Origin of the sequence: Streptomyces sp. LHD-70 (assembly GCF_031157275.1) — a bacterium.
Lineage (GTDB): Bacteria > Actinomycetota > Actinomycetes > Streptomycetales > Streptomycetaceae > Streptomyces.
In genome coordinates, this window is record NZ_JAVIFW010000019.1 from 117,517 (window position 1) to 137,810 (window position 20,294).

Here is a 20,294-nt window from a genome sequence, read left to right on the forward strand (position 1 = left end):
ACTGCGTACGGAAGCCAGGCCGGTGCTGGCCACCGACATTTGGGTGGCAGCTGCATTCGCGAACGTGGCAACTTCCCAGGCATGCTTGGTGAGTTCACCGCCGTATCGACGGAACTCCCGGCCGGACTCGCCTTCCCAGTCGGTCTTCTTGAGGTAGTCGTCGAGCTCCCTGGCGGCGTCGTTGAGTGAGTCTTTCGCCTTACTCAGGGCGTTGCCTACCTGCTCCAGGTCCTCGGGGTTAGCCGTCTCGATGAGGTCGAGCATTGCGTTGAGCTCGCGGCCTTCGAAATTCGTTCTGCCGAAGAAGCTTCCCGAGCTGCCGAAGCCGAGTGAGCTAGGGAGCGAGCTCACGGCCTCGGTGGCATTGACCGCGTCGTACTCTTTGCGCAGGCCGTCTGCGACGGCTTCCTGCTGCTGCTCGGGTGTGGCGTCCGGCTGAGGGTTGCCGTCTGGTCGCATCAGCTTTCTCCTTAGTCGAATGCGCTTCCGGCATCGGATTCCGACCTCTGGGGAACATCGTGGCGCTCAGCCAAGGCGCGCTTCCGCTCGTCCAAGATCCGGGTCTGGATCCCATGGAACCGAGCTCGATGCTCCTCCTCCAAGTTCCCGAACCCGACCTCAGTGCCCCGCACGGCGATCCGCAGCATCGCGATCTGGTCCCCAAGCGACTTGGAGAGGGACACCAGTTGCTCGTGTACGCGGTTGTACTGGCTGTAGAGACCGTCCGCCTCCGCGAACGGGGCGTTGCCGGCGCTGAAGGAGCTGCGGGCGATGCGCTGTGCGGCCATCTTCGTGCTGCCTGCCGCGCCGCCCTCGAGTTCTGACAGGAGTGCGTCCACCCGCTTCTGGAACCGTTCCAGCGCTCCGACCCCGAGCCTGAGGTCGCCGCCTCCACCACTTACGTCAGGCACGATGCCTGCCCTCCCCGTTTCCCCGTGTGAGCCGTCGCCCTCAGGCGCGGCCCCAGCAGTGGTGCGCACACTGCTGCTTGTCTACGTACCACTGTATCGAGTGCCTCTGACAGCTCCCACGGGTTTCTCGGCCAACTCCCGTCACAAGTTTGACACTTCACCGTCAGCCAGCGGTTGCAGTTCCTTGGTGCGCATCCGATTTGGGTGTGGTTTGTCCATCTGGTCCGTTCAGCTTCTCGTTCCTCGACGTGTCCTTCGGCGGGCATCCCGCAACGCCACTGCACCCCCCGCGATTACTGCCGCCAAAACGGAACTGCCGACCACCACATAAGTGCCGAGCCGAGTGGTTCGCTCTTGTGCGGTTTCCCCTATGGGCAATTGGGCCGCCGAAGGTGCGTCATCTTTGCCCGCGCCGTTAACGATGGGCTCGGGGCTCTCGATGGGCCTGATGTCCTCGGTTAGTGCTCTCACTGGGTCGACGACGCCCCAGCCCACCAGCCTGTCGTGGCCGGGGATGGAGCGTTCGGCGGTCTGCATGATCTGGGCGTTGATCTGGCGGGCCGTCCACGTGGGGTGCTTGGCCTTGATGAGGGCCGCCACTCCTGCGACGTAGGGGGCGGAGAAGCTCGTGCCGTTGTCCGAACAGTGGCCGCCACCAGGGACAGTGGAGATCATGTCCACGCCGGGAGCCGCCACGTCGACGAATTCGCCGGACTGGGAGAAGGCGGCCCGTTCGTTGTTGCGGTCGGACGAGGCCACGGCCAGGACGCCTTCGTACGACGCCGGGTAGGTCTCCTTGACGTTGCCGCCCAGGCCGTCGTTGCCTGCCGATGCGACCACCACGACCTCCTGGGCGAGTGCCGCGTTCACTGCTTGCCGGAGTTCGTCCGTCGGCTTCACCGCGTCCGCCGTGTCCTGGGAGATATTGATGACGTCGGCTTTCGCGTTGGTGACCGCGTAGCGAATCGCCGCCGCGAGGGTTTCTGTCGTGCCGTTGCCTTCGGCGTCGTTCTGCTGGATGGGAATGATGGTCGCGTCGGGGGCCAGGCCTACAAAACCCGTTCCCTTCATCGGTCGGGCGGCGATTATTCCGGCGACCTTCGTTCCGTGCCCGACGGAATCCGTAGTTCCATCCTCTTTCCCTCGCTCGACCTTGTTGCCGTTGGCGTCTTTCAGGTCCTTGGGTAGGAGGTTGCGGCCGTATCGCTTATCGACGGCCGGGGCTAGCTGACGGTTCTTGATGTCCACCCCGGTGTCGATTACTGCTACCCGAACTCCCTTGCCTGTGGACTGCTTCCACAGCTCGTCGAGCAGGACACGCTGCAGTGACCAGGGGCGGCCCTCGTAGGGCTTGTCCGGGAACGTGCACTGGTCCGGTGCTTCGTCGGCGATGGCTGGCGTCTGCAGTGAGGCCGGGGAGATCATCCCAAGGGCTCCGGTCATGCACACGGCCGCCCACACCTGTCCGCGGCGATGGATTCTGCCCCTGCGCATCAGCAACCGCCCCCTCACGAGCCCTGAGGCTGTCGTGCCGCACCGGTCGACAGGCGCGGTCCGGTCGGCAGGAAGGCCGACCACTCGGCAGGGATGGAGGCGGGCGCGACGTTCTCGTAGCCGAGTCGGTTCTGTGCCTGCTGGGCCTCTTGGAGCTGCCTCTCGCGTTGTTCCTTGCGTTCCTTGGCTGAGCCCGAGGAGCCGATGCCGGCGTCGTCCGTGGTGCTGTCGCCGTTGGACTGCATCGCGTAGCGCAGCCCGGTGTCGGTGACGAGGAAGAGGAAGCCCGACTTCGTCGTGGAGCCCTTGAACTGGCGGAACAGCTGGCCCGAGCCCGGAGTGACGTACGCGCTGCTGGACCCCGTGGGGAGAGCGGCGGGGAAGTCCGTCCCGGCCCAGGTGCTCAGGGTGGTGGCACCCTTCCGGTCCTCGTCCACGTCGCGCAGCACGTTGCACACGGTGTTCCGCTCGCCCTCTCCGGCTTCGGCGGAGTTGACCGGTGTCGGCTCCGCCTGCGGCCAGGTCTTGTCCTGCCCGAAGGGCTCGCCGGGTGTGAAGGCTGCGGGGCTGACTTGCTTCGCCGCGACCTGGCCGAGGCGGACCAAGTCCTCGCTGGCGAGCAGGAGTTTGGCGGTGAAGTCCGTGATGGGGGCGACTCGGCCCTTCAGGACCACGTACTTCTGCATCCCGTTGCCTTCGGTGGCTTCCAGGATCATTCCGACTTTGTTCACGTCCGGTGCGAGGTTCCCCTGGACGGCGGCGTTGTCACCCACCCTGTCAGGGAGCCTCGGGAAAGAGATCGGGTCGCCCTTGTGCAGAGTGTTCAGCCAGGCCGACGAGACGCGCTGGGGTGCACGGTTCGCGCCGACCACCTGGCGCAGCAGGCCTTCGTCGGCGGCGACGGGGTACGCGGTGCCCTTGGCGTCGACGACGTAGCGGGTGCGGTCCGGCCCCTGGACGTACAGAAGCTCGCCGCCGGTGAGGCGTTCCTTGCCCTCGGTCTTGTTCATGTCGCGCTTGGCGAGGACGAACGTTGCCTTCTGGATGGCTCTGCCGCCCTCACCTGGGCGTTCGCACACGGCCCACCGCTTGTCGGCGCTGGCTTCCTTGGCGTCGGGAAGGCGATCGGGCGCGTACGGGATGCCGAGGGTCGGCCCGTGCGGGATCTTGCCGCTGTCCAGCACGGACTCGTCGACGTTGATGATCTTGCCCTTGTCGGGAGTGAGCAGCAGCTTCGCGGAGGACATGTTGAGGACCGGGTGGAGCTGGACCTTTTTTCCGGTCTTCAGCACCACATAGCGGGTGGTCGACTTGCTGGAGATGATGACGTGCTCTTCCGGCGTGTCCCACTTCAGTGGTGCCGCGGGCTTGAACATGCCCCAGGCCCCGAAGACGGCAAGGACCACGACCGCGACGATCACACCCGGCATCACCGCGCGGAGCGGACGTGGCCAGCCCTCTTCCGTGCCGGTCGGGTTCGGCTGGAGGAACTGCCCGATCAGCCGCCGTCGCGCGAAGGTGTAGGCGTTGAGTTCGTCGCGCCGTGATGCCATCTTGCCGGTGCCTCATTCCCCCGTCGGACCGTCGGCTGAAGCGGTGCCGAAGTCGTCTTGCTGAATCGATCGGTGCGGTGCGGCTTGGCCGCGTCCGTTGGGCGCGTGCCGTAGGTGCCGTGGCCTCATGAGGAGAGCGACCTCATGCGGTGGTACGCGTCGAACACGGCCAGGCACAGCGGGAGCAGCGTGAGCAGCACGAAGCTCTCGGCGATCTCGAGGAAGCGCCCCCAGAACGGGGTGACGCCCTTCCGCGGCACGACCAGTGCGATGGCGGCCATCAAAGCCGCCACAGCCACGACCGTGACCGAGAGCCACACCAGACGGATGTAGAGCCCGGTGCTGTCGCCGCTCAGGGCCTTCAGGACCATCTCACCGGGCGGGTTGATGCTGAGCCCGAGGCCGAGCAGCACCAGGCAGGCCAGGCCGGCCGCGAGTGCGCAGCCCACCTGCGCCGTGTGCCGGAACAGGTGCGCCCGGGTCAGCATCGCCAGGCCCGTGGCGAACGCCAGAAGCTGAGCCCACACGTCGTCCGAGAAGCCGAGGAACCCGGCTGCAGCGACCGTCACCAGCGCGCAGCCGCCGACCAGGCCGACCAGCAGTTCGTGCCCCCGTCTTGCCTGTACGGCGATCCGCTCGGCGTCGATGTCGACGAGCTGCTCGGGTTCGTCGTCCGCGAAGTCGAAGTTCGCAGCCGTGCGCGGCGGTTCGAAGCCGATGGGAAGGCGGGCGAATCGAGTGGAGAGGCCGGGGAGGAAGGCGAGTGTGCCCACGGCCAGAGGGGAGCAGATGGCGGCGGTCTCGGCCGCGGTCAGGTCCGTAAGGATCGCTACGAACGTCATGACCAGGCCGATGGCCGCGGCGAACATGAATGCCACGAAGGGGCCGTCACCGCTGGGGGTGACGATCACCAGCACCAGTGAAGCCACGAGCACGGCCGCACAGGCGAGCAGGAACTGCAGCTTGCCGATGCCCTGCCCTGCGGTGAGGGGGAGAAGTCCGGTGCCGGCCACTCCCAGGTTCGCGAGTGCTCCGATGCCCAGTGCCAGCGCCCCGGCGCGGTCCCCGTACACGCGGGCACGAGCGACGGCCAGACCGAGCAGCGTCAGACCGGAGACCGCCGCCACGATGCCTGGCAGCCCATGCATGTCGTGCCGCACGTCCGAAGCCCACGCCACGAACGCGAGGAGAATGAACAAAACAGATGCGCCGAACAGTCCGGCTCCGCGCAGCAGTTCGTCGTTCCACAGGGCGCGGTCGCGGGTGACGGAGGTGGCTGTTGCGTGGGAGACGTCGTCGAAGACAGCGGGCGGCAGTGACTCGGAGAACGGCCGCATCGAGAGGAACTCACCGTCGACGATGCGTTGAGCCGCCAAGGACCGTGCCTCGTCGAGCACGGTGCCGTCCCGGCGTACGAGGTGATACCCGACAGGTCCACCCGGCTCCGGAGTCTGCCCTGAGAGGCGGAGGATCTCCGGATAGAGGTGGGCGAGCGGGATGTCATCCGGCAGCGCCACGTCGACACGGCTGTCCGGCGCCGCGACGATCACGCGACGAAACCCGGCGCCGCGCCCGGTCGGCATCCCGCGCCCGTGGAATCCCCCCGGACCGCCTGGCGCTTGAACCGTCGAACTCACTTACCGGCTCCCCCTCCACACTGCATAGGAGCCCCAGCCTGAGCCGGTCACCCCCGTACCCGCTTGTCCCGCATGACCGCGAATACCCCCGAATCTACTGGTTGTTCGCGGGTGCGTACACGCGGGAGTCACCCTACTCGGCCCGACTGTCACTGTCCGCACGTAGGATCGCGGGTGGCTGGAGCCAGCGCCGCGGGGGTGCGAAGGGCCAATTCCAGCCAGTGAGGGGATGGGGGCGCTTTGAGCCAGATCGTCGTGAAGCGGCCACAGCGGGTGCTGCCGTCCGAAGTGCCCGTGGAACCAGTGCAGTTGCAACCTCCGCCCGAGCTGCCCAGGGGGCAGCAAGAGGGCGTGCTCATGCAGCTGCTTCCCATGCTGGGCATGGGCGGTTCCGTCGTCTTCTTCTTCATGACGCCGAACCCGATCATGCGGATCATGGGCATGGTCATGATCGCGTCCACGATCGCCATGGGCATCGCGATGCTCGTGCGGTACCGCAGGGGCACGCAAGGCCAGCTCGCCGACATGCGGCGCGACTACTTGAAGTACCTGGCAAAGACGAGGCGTTCGGTCGCGAAGACGGCGCACCGTCAGCGCGACGCCCAGTTCTTCCTGAACCCCGCTCCGGAGCAGCTGTGGGCCCTCGTCGCGGAAGGCAGCCGCACCTGGGAGCGCCGCATCAGCGACGACGACTTCGCCCAGGTCCGCATCGGCCTCGGCAGCCAGCAGCTCGCCACCCCCCTCGTGGTCCCCGAGACAGCACCCGTGGACGAGCTGGAACCCCTCACGGCCGGTGCGATGCGGCAGTTCATCGCCGCCCACAGCCACCTGGACGGCCTGCCCTTGGCTGTCTCGCTGCGGGCGTTCTACCGCGTCGCGATCAGCGGTGAGGAGGCGAGCGTCCGCGCTTCCGCCCGCGCCCTGGTCGCCTCACTCGTAGCCCTGCATTCCCCCGAGGACCTGATCGTCGGGGTGGCCGCCGCCTCCGACACCGCGGCCCACTGGGAGTGGGCGAAGTGGCTGCCGCACGTCCAGGGCGAGGACTCAGACGGGGCAGGGCACACCCGGCTGATCACCACAAGGGCAGCAGACCTCGAAAGGCTCTTCCAGGACAGGCTCGAAGGCCGTCCACGCTTCCAGCCCGGCGGCCAGCCCCTCCTCGAACAGCCGCATGTCGTCGTCATCCTCGACGGCGAGACCCTCTCCCCGATGTCCGCCCTCGCCACGGCCGAAGGGCTGCAGGGCGTCACCGTCATCGAGATCGCACCCGGCAGGCCCACCGGCACGCGCGGCGGCCTCTCCATCGACGTGCAGCCCGGAGCGCTGCGCCTGGAATCCGGCCACGGCCTTGTCTACGACGGCACCCCGGACCAGCTCAGCCCTGAAGCCGCGGAAGCACTGGCACTCCAGCTCGCTCCGCTGTACGTGGCTTCGGGCACCGACTCCGACGAACCTCTGCTCGCCAACCTCGACTTCACCGACCTACTCAGCCTCGACGACGCCGAATCCGTGGACGTCAGCCGCACCTGGCGCCCGCGCTCCCGCACCGAGCGGCTGCGCGTCCCCATCGGCGTCGGCGAGGACGGCACCCCGGTGATGCTGGACCTGAAGGAAGCGGCCCAGGAGGGCATGGGCCCGCACGGCCTGTGCGTGGGCGCGACCGGTTCCGGCAAGTCGGAGCTGTTGCGCACGCTCGTTCTCGGCCTCGCCGTGACCCACTCCTCGGAGACGCTCAACTTCGTCCTCGCGGACTTCAAGGGCGGCGCCACGTTCGCGGGCATGGCCGATCTGCCGCATGTCGCCGCGGTCATCACCAACCTCGCCGACGACCTCACCCTCGTCGACCGCATGGGCGACTCCATCCGCGGCGAACTCAACCGCCGCCAGGAACTCCTGCGCCAGGCTGGCAACTTCGCCAACATCCACGACTACGAGAAGGCTCGTGCGGCCGGTACCGCGCTGAACCCCATCCCGTCGTTGGTCATCGTCATCGACGAGTTCAGTGAACTCCTGACGGCCAAGCCCGACTTCATCGAGATGTTCGTCCAGATCGGCCGCATCGGCCGCTCCCTGGGCGTCCATCTGCTGCTCGCCTCGCAACGCCTGGAGGAGGGCCGGCTACGCGGCCTGGAGACGTATCTCTCGTACCGCGTCGGCCTGCGCACGTTCTCCGAGGCCGAGTCGCGTGCGGCGCTCGGCGTCCCGGACGCGTACCACCTGCCGAACGTCCCCGGCTCGGGCTATCTGAAGTACGGCACGGACGAAATGGTCCGCTTCAAGGCCGCATACGTCTCCGGTGCGCACCGCTCGGTTTCCGACCGCCCTGCCGTGCAGAACGGGCAGCTGCCGGTGGACCGCCGTCCGGTGCCGTTCACCGCGGCACCTGTGCCGGTGCAGTACGCGCAGCCGGACCCCCGCACCCTCGTCCCGGACCCCCGTGCAACGACCGAGAGCGACGATGCACTGACCGACACCGTGCTCGACGTCATCGTGCGCCAGCTCGACGGCCAGGGCCCGGCCGCCCACCAGGTCTGGCTGCCCCCGCTGGACAACCCGCCGCCCTTGGACGCTCTGCTTCCCGGACTCGCTTCCGTGCAGGGCCGCGGCCTGACCCAGCCCGGCTACGAAGGCGCAGGCCGCCTCGTCGTACCCCTCGGCGTCGTCGACAAGCCCTACGAACAGCGCCGCGACACCCTCTACCGGGACTTCTCCGGCGCCGCGGGCCACATGCAGATCATCGGCGGCCCACAGTCCGGCAAGTCGACCCTGTTGCGCACCATCGCCTCCGCCTTCGCCCTCACCCACACCCCACAGGAAGTGCAGTTCTACGGTCTGGACTTCGGCGGTGGCGGCATGGCCTCCCTCTCCGACCTGCCACAGGTCGGCGGCGTCGCCTCACGCCTCGACCCGGAGCGGGTCCGCCGCACGGTCGCCGAGGTCTACGGCGTCCTCACCCGCCGCGAGGAGTACTTCCGCAGCGCGGGCATCGACTCCATCGCCACGTATCGCAGGATGCGTGCACGCGGCGAAATCTCGGCGACGGACCAGCCCTGGGGTGACGTCTTCCTGATGATCGACGGCTGGGGCAACTTCCGCACCGAGTACGAAGCCCTGGAAAGCACCGTCGTAGACCTCGCCGCCCGCGGCCTCGGCTACGGCATCCACGTCATCCTCACCGCCTCACGCTCCATGGAGGTCCGCGCCAACCTCAAGGACCTCCTCATGAACCGCCTCGAACTCCGGCTCGGCGACACCATGGACTCGGAGCTAGACCGCAAGCAGGCCACGAACGTCCCCACCGGCGTACCCGGCCGCGGCATCACCCCCGAGGGCCTGCACTTCATGGCTGCCGTACCGCGCATCGACAGCGCACACACGGACGCCGACCTGTCCGAGGCCACGGCCGCCATGGCTAAGGCAGTCGCCCAGCACTGGCCCGCGCCCGGCGCCCCGGCCGTCCGCCTCCTGCCCCGCGAACTGCCCCTCGCCCAGCTGCCCGCAGGCCACGCAGAACCAGAACGAGGCATCGCCTTCGCGCTCGACGAGAACAACCTGGAACCGGTCTTCCTCAACCTCGAACAGGACCCGTTCTTCCTGGTCTTCGGCGAGAGCGAGTCCGGAAAATCCAACCTCCTGCGCCTGCTGATCCGGCAGCTGACCGAGCGCTACGACGGCGACGTCTGCAAGCTCTTCGTCATCGACAACCGCCGCTCGCTGCTCGACGCCACCCCGCGCTCCCACCTCGCCGAGTACATCCCGATGTCGAACGCGATGGATCACCATATGGAGGCCCTGGCCGGCCTGATGAAGCGGCGCACGCCGTCCCCCGACGTCACCGCCCAGGAGCTACGGGACCGCAGCTGGTGGCAGGGCCCGACGGTGTACGTCGTCATCGACGACTACGACCTCGTCTCCAACTCCAGCGGCAACCCGCTCGCACCCCTCACCGAGCTCCTGCCATTCGCCCGAGACGTCGGCGTCCGCTTCATCCTCGCCCGCAACACGGCCGGCGCAGGCCGCTCCGCCTACGAACCCTTCATGCAACGGATCAAGGAGCTCGGCGCCCAGGGCGTCGTCCTCTCCGGAGACCCGAACGAGGGCGACATCCTCGGCAACGTACGCCCACGGCCCATGCCACAAGGCCGCGGCACCTTCGTCTCGCGACGACGCGGGAACCCACTGGTGCAGACGGGACTCGTGGACGGGCACTACTGATCGAGTGTCCGCTGCACCGCGGAACTCTCACTGCGGGGCGAAAACCGGTCGGTGGGGGGGCGACCGCTGGCGTCGTGACGCCACCCCCCTCATGCTCCACCGCGGCATTGCTAACTGTGCGTATGGCCGTACGGGGCCGTCATGGACGTTCGCCTGGCAGGTCAGAAGGGGTGCGCGTACGCCAGTGGACAGTGACGTCCGTCAGCGAACTGGACAACGATCAGGACAACGGGGCAATCGTGGGACAGGGGAGCGTGCCTCGGGCAGGCTGCCCGCATGGACCAGGGAATAGCGGCAGTTCTCGGGGCGGGAGTCGGCATTGCAGGCGGTTTGGGGTCCGCGCTGCTCGGCCACATGACGGCGAGACGGCAGTCACGGGACCAAGGGCGGCTTGACCATGGACTGAAGCTCCGAGACGAGCGCATGTCGGCATACCTGGCGTTCCTGGAGGGAGCGGAACGTACGCTCCTACCCCTGGCTGACCTTCGTGAGTGCTTGCTGGAGCCAGACGAGTTCTCTGAACCAGCTTGGCTCAGGATCGAGCAACACATCGATGGTCTCAACGCCCACCGGGGCGAGTTGGTGAGGCTCCTCACGCGGGTCACCCTGGCGGGACCTCAAGAAGTGGACCGCAGTGCAGGGCAAGTCCTTGCAGCGCTCGCCGTGATAGCGCGGTACATCGAACCTCTTCGGGGAGCTCCTGGGCTGGATGCCCGTACTCAACCCCGTTTCGACGAGTTGATGCACGAGGTCAACGCCAAGCATCAAAGTTTCGTGACCGCCGTGCGTGCGGTGCTGTCTGCACCACCACTGTGACGGCCGCCGAGCGGGAGCGGAATGAGGGCCTCTAGCGATCCGACTAGGACCACGGCAGGCGCTCTTGCTGGTCCCGCTCCGGCTGCTCGGTGGTCGGCGCCAAGAGGGTCCTGGCGCACCTCGTCGCCATGGACCAGGGGTGGGCGACGGTCGCCGCCGCCGCAGTTGGTCTGCTCAGCGCGGTACTGGGCGATGTCTACGGGTACGCCAGGGGTCGAGCTCAGTCACGCGACACCGTCGACGAAGTGCAGCTCCAGCTCTCCGGGCAACGAGCCGCCTCACTGATACCGAGCTGCGGGCCGTGTGGCGCTGCGCCGACGCCGAGTGCGACGCTCCTCGCAAGAGTGCTGGAGTGCGAGCGAGGAGACGCGTCATTTCCCTGAGGAGAGTGGTGGTCCCTGGCGACGTAGGAAACTTCGCAGGACCAGTTGCTCCTCCCCGCCTGGCACGTCCGCCGGTCCTTCCCCGAGCGGTTCGCGACCGTAGCAGCACAGGTGTTGGTTGACGATCAGCAGGTCGCCGGCGTCGAGTTGGACCTTCCGCTGGCCAGTGATCAGTTCGGCCTCAAGGGATCGCGTCGCTCTGGCGTATGGGTCTTGGGTGTCGGAATCGTTGACCATGTTTGGAGCGAAGCGGACGTAGCCTCCCTGCGTGGCCATCCCGTCGATGACTGGGAAGCTTGGCCATTCGACGCCCACGCCGACCAGGTCGCGGAGCGGGCCGATCTTGTAGCGCTGGTGACTGAGCACTTCCGCCTCGCAGTGGCCCAATCGGGAGACCGCTCGACGGCTGTTCGACACCAAGCTGCGGCCCTGGCCATTGAGATCAGCGCGTACGCAGAGGTAGGCGCAATAGTCCGGTGGCCAGGTCGAGTTGGGGATCTCCAGGTGGAGCGGGATGGCGCCGGCCGTGGCGTCGGTTGCGTTCCACAGGCGTTGGCTTTTGAGGACCGAGAGGGGCGTGGCGACCAGGGCAAGTAGGGCTGTGACGGCCCGTGTGAAGGCGGCAGTCGACCCGGCTGCGTCCTGGAGCCCCGCCAACTGGAGCACCACAAAGCCTTCGCCGTCCTCGTCGTCGAGTAGCTCCCTGCATCGCTCGGCGAGCTCGGTCGCCTGCGGCAGGGCACCTGATTCCCGACGCTCGGCGAGCTCGGTCGCCTGCGGCAGGGCACCTGATTCCCGCCCGTATATCGCGGCGACCTCGGATGTCAGCTGGCCGCTCAAGAACTGCTCGGGAGGCAGTCTTTCCCTGTATCGGGCGAGGGCGACGGCGAGTTCGTCGGACACAGGGACCTTCTGCACGGCCACGGCAGGAGTCGCTGGCGGGGCGGCCACCGTGGCATTGAACTGTTGGACCAGCGTCAGTTCGTAGCCGCTGTGATGGGTGCGGCCCGCGTGTTTGAGACACCAGAGTTGAGCGACGTCTGGATCGGACTGATCCTTCGAACGTTCCATGCACGTCAGGCACTTGCCCACGTATCGCAAGGCCGTGGACGGCATGGCCGTCAGGGCCCATTCGGTGAACCTGAACCGTCCTTGTGCGGCGGTCGTGCTGCCCGCGCTCATCCGAATGCCTCGGCAGTCAGCTGTGGCCCGACTGCATCGCCCTGGCCGTCGTCCCCGTCCGACACACCATCGTCGGGTGCCGGGAGGCGAGCACCCCGGCTGTCAGCGACTCGCAGGACATCGCCGAGCACCTGCGTCGCTGCCCGCAGCGCGTGCCGTAGAGCGTGCTCCCCGGACTTGTGGTCGGCCAGTACGGCCCGCGCGCCCTTGAGGACGTCGGCGCCGTCCCTCAACTGGTCCTCCTCGATCTCGTCCGCAAGCTGGGCCAAGGTGCCCTCGGCGTCATTCGTGGACAGGTAGCACGGCTTTCCGGTGTCGTTCTCCCAAGGCAGCAGGCGCAGCCCCGGGGGTGCGGGCGAGACAGCGTTCCGGTCGTAGGTCATCGGTCGGTCTTCCTCGCCTTCCGAGTGACCTCATAGAGGTGGGTGAACTTCGTTACTTGTAGAGCTAGTTGATGGAGATATGACCAGACCCCAAAGGATGTCGTCTCGATGGTGGGGCGGCGCTCCACAGCGAGTAGGCGATAGGCGTCCTGGTAGTACGCCCTGATCAAGGGGTCCTCGGCGCCGGTCTCCTCCGCGAGGAGCCACCTCAAGCAGTCGCTGAGTTTGGTTGTCAGTTGCTCGGCGTATGCGCGATCGTGCAGTGGCAACTTCAGTCGGGCGACGGCGTCGACGTCCTCCCGTACGGCCTGAAGGTCGAGCATTTCCGCTTCACCTCGGGCGTCGCCTATGACCGAGGTCATCTCGGCTTCACCCTCGACGAACAGGTCGGAGAGTTCTTCTTCTGCTCGCATTGTCATGGGGCTGCGGCCTCCTCGGTCGGCGGCGGATAGGTCCACAGGTGCATCGAGTACGTACTCAGTGGACAGCCGGACCGTCACGCCCCACCAGGTGAAACTGGCCGTTACGCGCACCCGTGACCCCGGTGATTTTTACCTTCGGACTGTCGAAGCGAGCGATGACGCCGCTACCTTGCGGACGTGGGTGAAAACAGTGCTCTCGCCGCCGCGATGAGCGAACTCGGGCTTTCTCAAAGCAGGTTGGCGCACCGAATCAATGAGGAGATCGAGGACCTCACCGGGAGGGAAGGACGCTTCACCGACCGCGATGTACGGCGCCTGCTCACCGGTGACACCCGCTGGCCGCATGCCAGGCAGAGGTTGGCGTTGGAGAGGGTGTTCGGGCGGCCTGCTACTGACTTAGGGTTCGTCCCTCGGGGGAATGCTGCGCATGCGCCACTGGAGGACCCTGTGCATCGCCGTACGTTCCTCACCGCGGGAAGCGGAACCGCCCTTGCCGTCGCCGCGCCCTCCGCCGGCCGCGCCCACCTCGGCCAGAGCGATGTGGATCGGTTCGGCCGCGAGTACGCGCAGATCATCGCGGCCGACTGGCGGATCGGCGGCGCACAGCACGTCGAGAATCGAGCCGTAGATCTCGCCACGCGTATCCAGTCGGAGTTGTCGGCCGGTAGCGCCTCCACCCGGATCCGCCAGCTGCTCTATTCTCTCGCAGCCGACGTGACCAGCTCCGCCGCTTTCGCCGCGATCGATGCCAAGGCCCGTTCTCGGTCCCGAAGCCATCTCGACCGGGCGGTCACGCTCGCAGGCCTCTCGGGCAACAGCGGGACTCAATTCCACGTCTGGAACACCATGGCGATGATCGCTGGGCAGAGAAAGGACTTCGCCGAGGGGGCGGCTGCCGCGGACGCGATGAAGGCGTTGGGTGTCGCCCGCCGCGACTCCGTTTATGGCTCTCTTGCCCACATGCGTAAGGCCATGGCGCTGGCCAAGAGCCGACAGCGCAGTGACGCCCTGAAGGCTCTGGCCGCGGCAGAGCGGTCGTTCGAACGGCGGGCAGCAACAGAGCGGCCGGCGTGGATCGGTTTCTACGACGAGAGCGAGGTCGACGGGCTTTCGGCCAGCGTGTGGTCCGCCTTGGGGGATTTCAGTCGGGCCGAGTACTTCTACCACCGGACATTGGCTGGGCTCCGCCCCGAGCTGGTACGGAATCGCGCTCTGTATTCGGCGCATCTCGCGCTTTCGCAAGCACATCAAGGTGATCTCGAACTCGCCTGCTCCTCAGGGGAGAAGGCGTACAGCATGCTCACCCCCGGTTCGGGCTCGAAACGCACGACCGACACCCTCGGACGTGTGCGTCAGCTGCTCGTTGCGTCGGGTTCCCATGCCCGCGAAATCACTGAGTGGACAGAGAGGTCACGGCAATGGATCTGAAGTTCTACGGGCACCAGGACGCGGCAGAGATCCGGACCATGCTCCTGGACATCCACGACGCCGTCTACGAGGACGAGGGCGAGGACGCGGGAGATGCGTTCCACTCCACGGAACGGTTCGGCGGGTTCGTCGATCGTTGGAGCAGTCGCGATGGGTGGGTGTGCGTCGTCGGTTTCGAGGACGGTGAGGCAGTCGGCTTCGCCTACGGTGCTGCCTTCAGCACGGGAGGCTGGTGGCGCGGCTCGGAGCGGCCGACGTCGCTTGCGCCAGAGGACAGGGTCTTCGCGCTTTCCGAGCTCATGGTGCTGCGGCGCTGGCGCAAGACCGGGGCATCCGTGGCGCTGCACGAAGCCCTCATCGGTGACCGTCCGGAAAAAGCTGTGACGCTGTTCGTCGACAGGTCCCACCCGAAGGTGCAGGCGCTGTACGAAACGTGGGGGTACGAGCAGGTGGACGAGGCGAAGCCCTACGAGGACTCACCTACGTACGCGGTGATGATGAAGCGACTTGCGGGGCGGTAATCGTGAGCATTTGCGAGGAGAGAGGATCTGTCGACCGGGTATTTGCGGTCTGCCTCAGCCACCTATAGTCGACCGTATGGCCCAGAAAGTAATTACGACATTTGTGGACGACCTGACCGGCGAGGAATCGACGGAAATCGCCACGCACAGCATCCTTATCAATGGAGCAGGGGTCGAGATCGACCTCACCGATGACAACTACGAGAAGCTCCTCGACATATTGAAGCCGTATCTGCACGCCGACGGCGCCCGCAGGGTGCGTGGCGAGGTGAAGCAGAAGGGCAAGGCCGCCAAGGCGACCGGGGGTGGCCGCTCCAAGGTGGACTCGTCGGCGATCCGCGCCTGGGCGAAGGCGAACGGGTACGAGGTCAGCGAGCGCGGCCGGGTGCCGGCCGCTGTTCGTGAGGCGTACGAGAAGGCCAGCTAGGGCAAGCGTCGCGACTGCTTCTGCTGCGGGCGGGAGAGCTCAGCGCTCCTCGCCCGCAGTCCGGCAGACCGGCAGACCGCACTCGCTTCCCAGTGGCGAGAAAGGTGCGGCGCCGAGTGCGGACAGTAGGCTCCGCCGATGAAAAGCCTCCACAGTTTCCGGCTGGTCGCCGATCAGGGCATGTACAACGTGGCGGTCGATGGTCAGGACGTGACCGACTACGTCTCCTCCGCCGACATTCAAGCCCTCGCGCATGAACCCCCACGCGTAGTGCTGCATCTCCATCCGGGCCGCACGAAACCCGCCGTCCTGGACCTGCTCGCGCGGGTCGAAGTGGCTGTGCCTGTCGATCCCTGCGCCGTCGTCGCCGACTTTCTGGAGGCATGCGATCCGCTGGAAGTGGAACGTGCCGCCCTCTCCCGGATTGACCTGGAGAACGTCCCTGGAGGCAGCACCGCCGCCGTGTTGAGGCAGTTGGCGGAGTGGGCACGTGGGGCTTGACCTGTCGGGGGTGCGACGTGTCGTGGAAGGCGTACTCGAAGACCGCTTGGAGTTGTGGCGGGACGTCCAAGGGGAGTCCGATGACGTATTGGACGATGAAAGCGGCCAGTTGATCCCCGTTGAAGACACCCCGTTTCTGGTCTGGGACGGACTGGGTGCCGTCACCCTCGCCGGTCAACTCAGTGGCACCACAGCTGCGTTGGATGGCGTGGCCGCAGGGGAGGTCTCGCAGTCTCCGTATCAGGCCATGCTGCCTGTGGATGCTCCGCCCACCCGCCCCGGCGACGTTCTGGTCGTAGCCGGATCTACTCGCGACCCTCAGCTCATCAGTCGGCGCTTTCGCGTCGTGGACTACGGCTTGGGCAGCTACGCCGTGGTGCGGTTGATCCGGCTTCAGCTGCTGTAGCGCCGCCCCGCGCCTGGCCGCAGGCGCGGGGCGGTGCTGCACTACATCTCGCTGATCCGCCAGGCGACCATGCCAGAGGCGCCCGGCTCTCCCTCGACGTCGATGCCGAGGCGGATCGATGCCTCCGTGATGCGCTCGTACGTCGCGGTGCCGTCGCACTCGATGCGCCGCACGACCGGCTTGCCCTTGATGTGGACGGACAGTTCGGCTGTGCCACTTCCGGCGCAGGACACGCCGAGTTGGTACGACTTGCCGCGCGTCAGCAGCGACTCTGCGTGGACTCCGTCGCTGAGGGTCTCCAGGCCCGACTCGACGAACTCCGGATCATCAATGGTGACGGTGTCCAGAGCGGCTTCCGCCTGCTTTCCGAGCTTCTCGTCAGGCTTGCTCGGCAGCTTGGAGGACGACGACGTCGGGGGCGGCTTCTCGGCCGGCGAGCCCGAATTCTTAGACCCTTCGGTGCAGCCTGCGAGCACGACGGCACACAGGGCGCCGATGCTCAGCGCGATGCCCGTCCTTGCGGGCCTGCTCCTCAGCGTCATGACTTGGTTTCCCAGTAGCGCCAGCCCGTCTCCGAAGTAGGCAGTGTGGCATGGCCCTTCTTCACCAGCTTCTTCCCGCAACCATCCGCGCTGGTCTCGTACTTGGACCAGGTCGTCTTGTATCCCCAGGACCCGTACTGGAGGTGCCCGTACTTACCGCTGGCGATCTTCCTGCGGTACTCGTGGCCCGCAGTCACGCCGATCTCAACGCCGATCTTCGCATCGACCTTCACCTTGGCCTTCGCGACGATGAGTCTGGCATCGCCCTCGGCACCCGCCGATATCTCGGCGGAGATCTTCCCGGCCTTCTCGACCTTCACGACCATCGTGCCGCCCGGCCCGTCCTTGAACTTGGTCCCGTTCCACCAGGACGGCACGTGGTACGCCTTCTTGCCGGTGATCTCGATCCACTTCTTGTACGGGTTGTCGCACCGCCGCGGCTCCCTGGCCTGCCCCTCGCCCACCTCGGGAAGCGCGGCCAAGGCATCTTCCTGGGCGGTCTGCTCCGCCGTCGGCATGGGGACGGGATTGAGGTCGGTGCCGGTGTCCGCGCTCGCTTGTGTGGGTAGGGCGACGGCAAGTGCGAGTGTCGCGAGAGGAATCAGAGTGCGTCTCGCCAGTGTGCTGCGCAAAGGAGTTCCCCCTCCGTTGTTGTGCCTGCTGGTCAGGCAGGCTTCGGCTCAACCTATGGGCGGGATACTGCGCAGGGACGTTCACGATGGATCTCTGAGAAAGATCTGAGCTAGTGCCGCATCAGCCATCGTTCGCCCTCGTGTGATGCCTCTCCCCACCCGTCGGTCGGCAGGCTTCAACTGCCACAGTTAGGGGATGAACGGTGACTTCTTGGTCCGACACCATGACCAGTTGACTGCGTGGCTGAGGGATGGAGACGCTGAAAGCCTCGACGCGTTCCTGGGCGCACACCACGACGCCTTCGTGCTCGTGACGACAGATGGAGCGATCCTCGACCTTGGGACGCTGCGAGAATCCCTGCGCAGTGCGGGCGGCAGCCAGCCTGGATTGTCGATCGAGGTCGAGGAGATCTCCAGTGTCACCGCCGGGGTGTACCGGTTCCTGGAGCGCCACACGGTGGACGGCTCTGTCGTGGGCGTGCGGGTGGTGACTGCCGTGGTGGAGGACGGGTTGCTGCTCAGTGTGCAGGAGACTGCCCGTCGGTAGTGGAATCAGCGGGCGTCACGCTTCAGCGTTATCGATCCCGCGCGGCGCGTCACAACTCGTTAGGCTCCGCCGGTGACGACGCCGGTCAACCCGCACCCCAACGCCCATCCCTCCGCCGCCGCCTTCCGCGACCCCGCCGCCCTGGCCACCTCCCTCGCCCGCATGGGGCCGGCCGTGCGGTCTCGTACGCGGGCCATCACACGGCACCACGCGATGTTGCTGCGGGCTCGGATCCAGCGGAATGCCTCCGGGCGCCCCGGGCCGAACGTCATCACCGGGCAGTACCGGGCGTCCTGGGACGTGAAGGTCACGGTCAGCGGTGGGCGGGTGAGTGCCGTCGTGTTCACGGAGGCGCCGCAGTCGCGTCGGCTTGAGTACGGGTTCGTCGGTGCCGACCGGCTCGGGCGGTACTTCCAGCAGCCGCCGTACCCACACATCGAGCCCGCCTTCCGGCAGACCGAGCCGGGGTACCTGGACGCCCTCCAGACGGGGGTGTTGGGGTGAGCCTGCCTCGGCTGCCGCTCACCAAGGCGTTGGCCCTTCTCGTCCAGATCGGGACGGAACGTCCTTGCGGGATCGGCGAGTTCCCGAAGGCAGCCGACGGTCAAGCCGCCACGTTCCCGTACTCCGTCCTCTACAGCCTGCCCGGGGACTTCTCCGGTCCCGCGCTCTTCGACTGGCATGCCGACGCGGCGTGGACGTACCAAGTGACGAGTGTGGGCACGCGGGACGATCAGGTGCAGTGGCTTGCCGATCGGGTTCGTTCGGTGCTCGTGGAGCGGTCTGACGGTGGGTGGCGGCACGGGCTCAAAGTCCCCAACATGGTTGTCACAGATCGTGAGTTGACTGCCGACGTCGGCACGGCTCCCGTTGACGGCTCGCAGGGCGATATCGTTTCCTACGCGCAGCGGTTCACGATCACCGTGAGTCCTGCTCGATCTTCTTGCTGAGCTCTTGAGTCCTTGAGCTTCTTGCTCATTTCCTCACCGCGGAGGTCCACGCGGACACCGGATCAGACGAATGGTTCGGCGGTCCCCTGTTGTGGATCTCATGGGCAGCCGCTTCTGCACAGCGTCGGCGCTGCCCGGAAGCGGGAGCAGAACACCATGTCCCAGCAGCGCTTCATGCGGCGTGGCATCACCAAGATCTTCTGGCTGAAGGAGATCCACGCCACGGCGCAGACGCCCACCCGTGCCGAGCTGTCCCGGCCGAACGCCACCGAGCTCACCGAGGCCATCTCCGACGTGGAGGGGTGGGCGCTGACCAACGAGGCCATCGAGACACCCGACCTGTCATCTACGTTCACCAGCTCCATCCCCGGCGAGGACAAGGCCGAGGACTCCTCGTTCACGTTCTACGAGGACAAGGTCAGCGACGACGTCGAGCAGTTGCTGCCGAAGGGGGCGAAGGGCTGGGTCGTCTTCCTGCGCAAGGGCGACGTGCCGGGGTCGAAGTCCATGGACGTGTTTCCGGCGCAGGTGGCATCGCGTTCGGCGCAGTACAACACGGGTAACGAGGCCGCCAAGTTCCAGGTGTCCTACACGATCACCGACCCGCCCGCGCTGGACGTCGCGGTGCCGGCCGCCTCGCCCAAGCCCCTCCCCGTCCACCCAGACCATCCGGACGATGACGCCGTCGATGTGACGGTCGTAGCCGCAGCCACCGTCAGCGCGCACGATGACGACTGAGCGGGCCCGGGCAGCCGTGTCTGAGGAGACAGCTGCGACAGCGGGTGGGCGCATCGACGCTTTGTGGGCCGCGAAGATGCGGCGGCTTCGCGAGCGGCCCTTGCCCGAGCACACCCTGAGGCTCTGCGACGACGAGCAGGTGCGTCAGGAGTCGGTACTCGCCGAACAGGCCGCCGAGCGCGCCCGGTACCTCGCCGACGCACAGCCCGACGACGAGGAGCTGAGCCGACGCCTCGCCGACCTGCTTCGTGCGCACGAGGCGGCTCAGAAGCGGCTTGCTGACGCCTCCGTGAGCCTGACCTTCCGTGCACTCCCCCGGCCTGTGCTGGAGGAGGTGATCACCGCGCATCCCCCGACCGAAGCACAGGCCGCCGAAGGCGCCGCCTTCAACCCGGACACCTTCCCGGCCACACTGATCGCCGCCTCCTCGGTCGACGGAATGAACGAGACCGAGGCGGGCGAGCTGCTGACCTCCTGGTCGGCGTCCGACGCGAACGCCCTATGGGAGGCGGCCTGGCAGGTCCAGCAGATCGCTCGGGCCGAGGTGAGCACGTCGAGCGTGGGAAAAGGCTGAGGTCAGATCCCCAGCTGCGCGCCGAGCTTGAG

The 20,294-nt window shown here is 66.9% G+C and carries 21 protein-coding genes; 12 read left to right on the forward strand and 9 right to left on the reverse strand.

The window, feature by feature from the left end:
- Window positions 1–470: 470 nt before the first annotated feature.
- From RCO28_RS30890 to eccD, 4 genes are all read right to left on the reverse strand, one after another.
- Window positions 471–980 carry a hypothetical protein gene (locus RCO28_RS30890; RefSeq protein WP_374991283.1) on the reverse strand — a complete coding sequence of 170 codons (510 nt, stop codon included), beginning with the start codon at window positions 978–980 and terminating at the stop codon, window positions 471–473.
- 159 nt (window positions 981–1,139) lie between these two features.
- A complete protein-coding gene (mycP, locus tag RCO28_RS30895; RefSeq protein WP_308944605.1) occupies window positions 1,140–2,336 on the reverse strand; it encodes a type VII secretion-associated serine protease mycosin in 1,197 nt (398 codons plus the stop codon).
- Window positions 2,337–2,419: 83 nt separating this feature from the next.
- Window positions 2,420–3,958, reverse strand: a complete 1,539-nt coding sequence (gene eccB, locus RCO28_RS30900; protein ID WP_308944606.1) for a type VII secretion protein EccB — start codon at window positions 3,956–3,958, stop codon at window positions 2,420–2,422.
- Window positions 3,959–4,083: 125 nt separating this feature from the next.
- Window positions 4,084–5,541 (reverse strand): type VII secretion integral membrane protein EccD, encoded by a 1,458-nt coding sequence (gene eccD, locus RCO28_RS30905; RefSeq protein ID WP_308944607.1) that lies wholly within the window; start codon window positions 5,539–5,541, stop codon window positions 4,084–4,086.
- A gap of 294 nt (window positions 5,542–5,835) precedes the next feature.
- On the opposite strand from eccD, the gene eccCa reads away from it, so the two are divergent.
- Window positions 5,836–9,810: a type VII secretion protein EccCa gene (gene eccCa / locus RCO28_RS30910; RefSeq protein ID WP_308944608.1), complete on the forward strand. Its 3,975-nt coding sequence runs from the start codon at window positions 5,836–5,838 to the stop codon at window positions 9,808–9,810.
- A gap of 276 nt (window positions 9,811–10,086) precedes the next feature.
- Window positions 10,087–10,626, forward strand: a complete 540-nt coding sequence (locus RCO28_RS30915) for a hypothetical protein (protein ID WP_308944609.1) — start codon at window positions 10,087–10,089, stop codon at window positions 10,624–10,626.
- Between the two features lie 371 nt (window positions 10,627–10,997).
- Here the strand turns inward: RCO28_RS30915 and RCO28_RS30920 are convergent, their stop codons facing one another.
- The 3 genes from RCO28_RS30920 to RCO28_RS30930 all read right to left on the reverse strand — a co-directional run bounded on the left by RCO28_RS30920 (window position 10,998) and on the right by RCO28_RS30930 (window position 12,993).
- Window positions 10,998–12,080, reverse strand: a complete 1,083-nt coding sequence (locus RCO28_RS30920; RefSeq protein WP_308944610.1) for a hypothetical protein — start codon at window positions 12,078–12,080, stop codon at window positions 10,998–11,000.
- Between the two features lie 107 nt (window positions 12,081–12,187).
- Entirely contained in the window at window positions 12,188–12,574 is a 387-nt protein-coding gene (locus RCO28_RS30925; protein ID WP_308944611.1) for a hypothetical protein, read from the reverse strand.
- Window positions 12,571–12,993, reverse strand: a complete 423-nt coding sequence (locus tag RCO28_RS30930; RefSeq protein ID WP_308944612.1) for a hypothetical protein — start codon at window positions 12,991–12,993, stop codon at window positions 12,571–12,573. The genes RCO28_RS30925 and RCO28_RS30930 overlap by 4 nt, the downstream gene beginning before the upstream one ends.
- Before the next feature lie 180 nt (window positions 12,994–13,173).
- Here RCO28_RS30930 and RCO28_RS30935 point away from each other — a divergent pair, with 180 nt between their 5' ends.
- From RCO28_RS30935 to RCO28_RS30955, 5 genes are all read left to right on the forward strand, one after another.
- Window positions 13,174–14,424, forward strand: coding sequence for an XRE family transcriptional regulator (locus RCO28_RS30935; protein WP_308944613.1), 1,251 nt, complete (start codon window positions 13,174–13,176; stop codon window positions 14,422–14,424).
- Window positions 14,415–14,945: a GNAT family N-acetyltransferase gene (locus tag RCO28_RS30940; RefSeq protein ID WP_308944614.1), complete on the forward strand. Its 531-nt coding sequence runs from the start codon at window positions 14,415–14,417 to the stop codon at window positions 14,943–14,945. The genes RCO28_RS30935 and RCO28_RS30940 overlap by 10 nt, the downstream gene beginning before the upstream one ends.
- Window positions 14,946–15,021: 76 nt before the next feature.
- Window positions 15,022–15,372, forward strand: coding sequence for an Lsr2 family protein (locus tag RCO28_RS30945; RefSeq protein ID WP_308944615.1), 351 nt, complete (start codon window positions 15,022–15,024; stop codon window positions 15,370–15,372).
- Window positions 15,373–15,510: 138 nt separating this feature from the next.
- Entirely contained in the window at window positions 15,511–15,873 is a 363-nt protein-coding gene (locus tag RCO28_RS30950; protein ID WP_308944616.1) for a hypothetical protein, read from the forward strand.
- The gene (locus tag RCO28_RS30955; RefSeq protein WP_308944617.1) at window positions 15,863–16,279 is read left to right on the forward strand and encodes a DUF6093 family protein; all 417 of its coding nucleotides are present in this window, start codon (window positions 15,863–15,865) and stop codon (window positions 16,277–16,279) included. The genes RCO28_RS30950 and RCO28_RS30955 overlap by 11 nt, the downstream gene beginning before the upstream one ends.
- Before the next feature lie 41 nt (window positions 16,280–16,320).
- Here the strand turns inward: RCO28_RS30955 and RCO28_RS30960 are convergent, their stop codons facing one another.
- Window positions 16,321–16,821, reverse strand: a complete 501-nt coding sequence (locus RCO28_RS30960; protein ID WP_308944618.1) for a hypothetical protein — start codon at window positions 16,819–16,821, stop codon at window positions 16,321–16,323.
- Window positions 16,818–17,303, reverse strand: coding sequence for a hypothetical protein (locus tag RCO28_RS30965; protein WP_308944619.1), 486 nt, complete (start codon window positions 17,301–17,303; stop codon window positions 16,818–16,820). Before RCO28_RS30965 ends, RCO28_RS30960 begins: the two co-directional genes overlap by 4 nt.
- 346 nt (window positions 17,304–17,649) lie before the next feature.
- Between RCO28_RS30965 and RCO28_RS30970 the strand changes: the two genes are divergently transcribed.
- From RCO28_RS30970 to RCO28_RS30990, 5 genes are all read left to right on the forward strand, one after another.
- Entirely contained in the window at window positions 17,650–18,000 is a 351-nt protein-coding gene (locus RCO28_RS30970; RefSeq protein WP_308944620.1) for a hypothetical protein, read from the forward strand.
- A 72-nt stretch (window positions 18,001–18,072) separates the two neighbouring features.
- Complete coding sequence (locus RCO28_RS30975) at window positions 18,073–18,504, forward strand: HK97 gp10 family phage protein (protein WP_308944621.1); 432 nt, start codon at window positions 18,073–18,075, stop codon at window positions 18,502–18,504.
- Window positions 18,501–18,950: a hypothetical protein gene (locus RCO28_RS30980; protein WP_308944622.1), complete on the forward strand. Its 450-nt coding sequence runs from the start codon at window positions 18,501–18,503 to the stop codon at window positions 18,948–18,950. The genes RCO28_RS30975 and RCO28_RS30980 overlap by 4 nt, the downstream gene beginning before the upstream one ends.
- Before the next feature lie 156 nt (window positions 18,951–19,106).
- Window positions 19,107–19,688 (forward strand): hypothetical protein, encoded by a 582-nt coding sequence (locus tag RCO28_RS30985; protein WP_308944623.1) that lies wholly within the window; start codon window positions 19,107–19,109, stop codon window positions 19,686–19,688.
- A gap of 100 nt (window positions 19,689–19,788) precedes the next feature.
- Window positions 19,789–20,262, forward strand: a complete 474-nt coding sequence (locus RCO28_RS30990) for a hypothetical protein (protein ID WP_308944624.1) — start codon at window positions 19,789–19,791, stop codon at window positions 20,260–20,262.
- Window positions 20,263–20,294: the final 32 nt, after the last annotated feature.

Coding starts and splice junctions, on each gene's coding strand:
- mycP (WP_308944605.1), bottom strand. CDS start 2,336: ATGATCTCCCCGGCCTCACTGCAGACGCCAGCCATCGCCGACGAAGCA.
- eccB (WP_308944606.1), bottom strand. CDS start 3,958: ATGGCATCACGGCGCGACGAACTCAACGCCTACACCTTCGCGCGACGG.
- eccD (WP_308944607.1), bottom strand. CDS start 5,541: ATGCCGACCGGGCGCGGCGCCGGGTTTCGTCGCGTGATCGTCGCGGCG.
- RCO28_RS30915 (WP_308944609.1), top strand. CDS start 10,087: ATGGACCAGGGAATAGCGGCAGTTCTCGGGGCGGGAGTCGGCATTGCA.
- RCO28_RS30920 (WP_308944610.1), bottom strand. CDS start 12,080: ATGGAACGTTCGAAGGATCAGTCCGATCCAGACGTCGCTCAACTCTGG.
- RCO28_RS30925 (WP_308944611.1), bottom strand. CDS start 12,574: ATGACCTACGACCGGAACGCTGTCTCGCCCGCACCCCCGGGGCTGCGC.
- RCO28_RS30930 (WP_308944612.1), bottom strand. CDS start 12,993: ATGACAATGCGAGCAGAAGAAGAACTCTCCGACCTGTTCGTCGAGGGT.
- RCO28_RS30940 (WP_308944614.1), top strand. CDS start 14,415: ATGGATCTGAAGTTCTACGGGCACCAGGACGCGGCAGAGATCCGGACC.
- RCO28_RS30945 (WP_308944615.1), top strand. CDS start 15,022: ATGGCCCAGAAAGTAATTACGACATTTGTGGACGACCTGACCGGCGAG.
- RCO28_RS30950 (WP_308944616.1), top strand. CDS start 15,511: ATGAAAAGCCTCCACAGTTTCCGGCTGGTCGCCGATCAGGGCATGTAC.
- RCO28_RS30960 (WP_308944618.1), bottom strand. CDS start 16,821: ATGACGCTGAGGAGCAGGCCCGCAAGGACGGGCATCGCGCTGAGCATC.
- RCO28_RS30970 (WP_308944620.1), top strand. CDS start 17,650: ATGAACGGTGACTTCTTGGTCCGACACCATGACCAGTTGACTGCGTGG.
- RCO28_RS30985 (WP_308944623.1), top strand. CDS start 19,107: ATGTCCCAGCAGCGCTTCATGCGGCGTGGCATCACCAAGATCTTCTGG.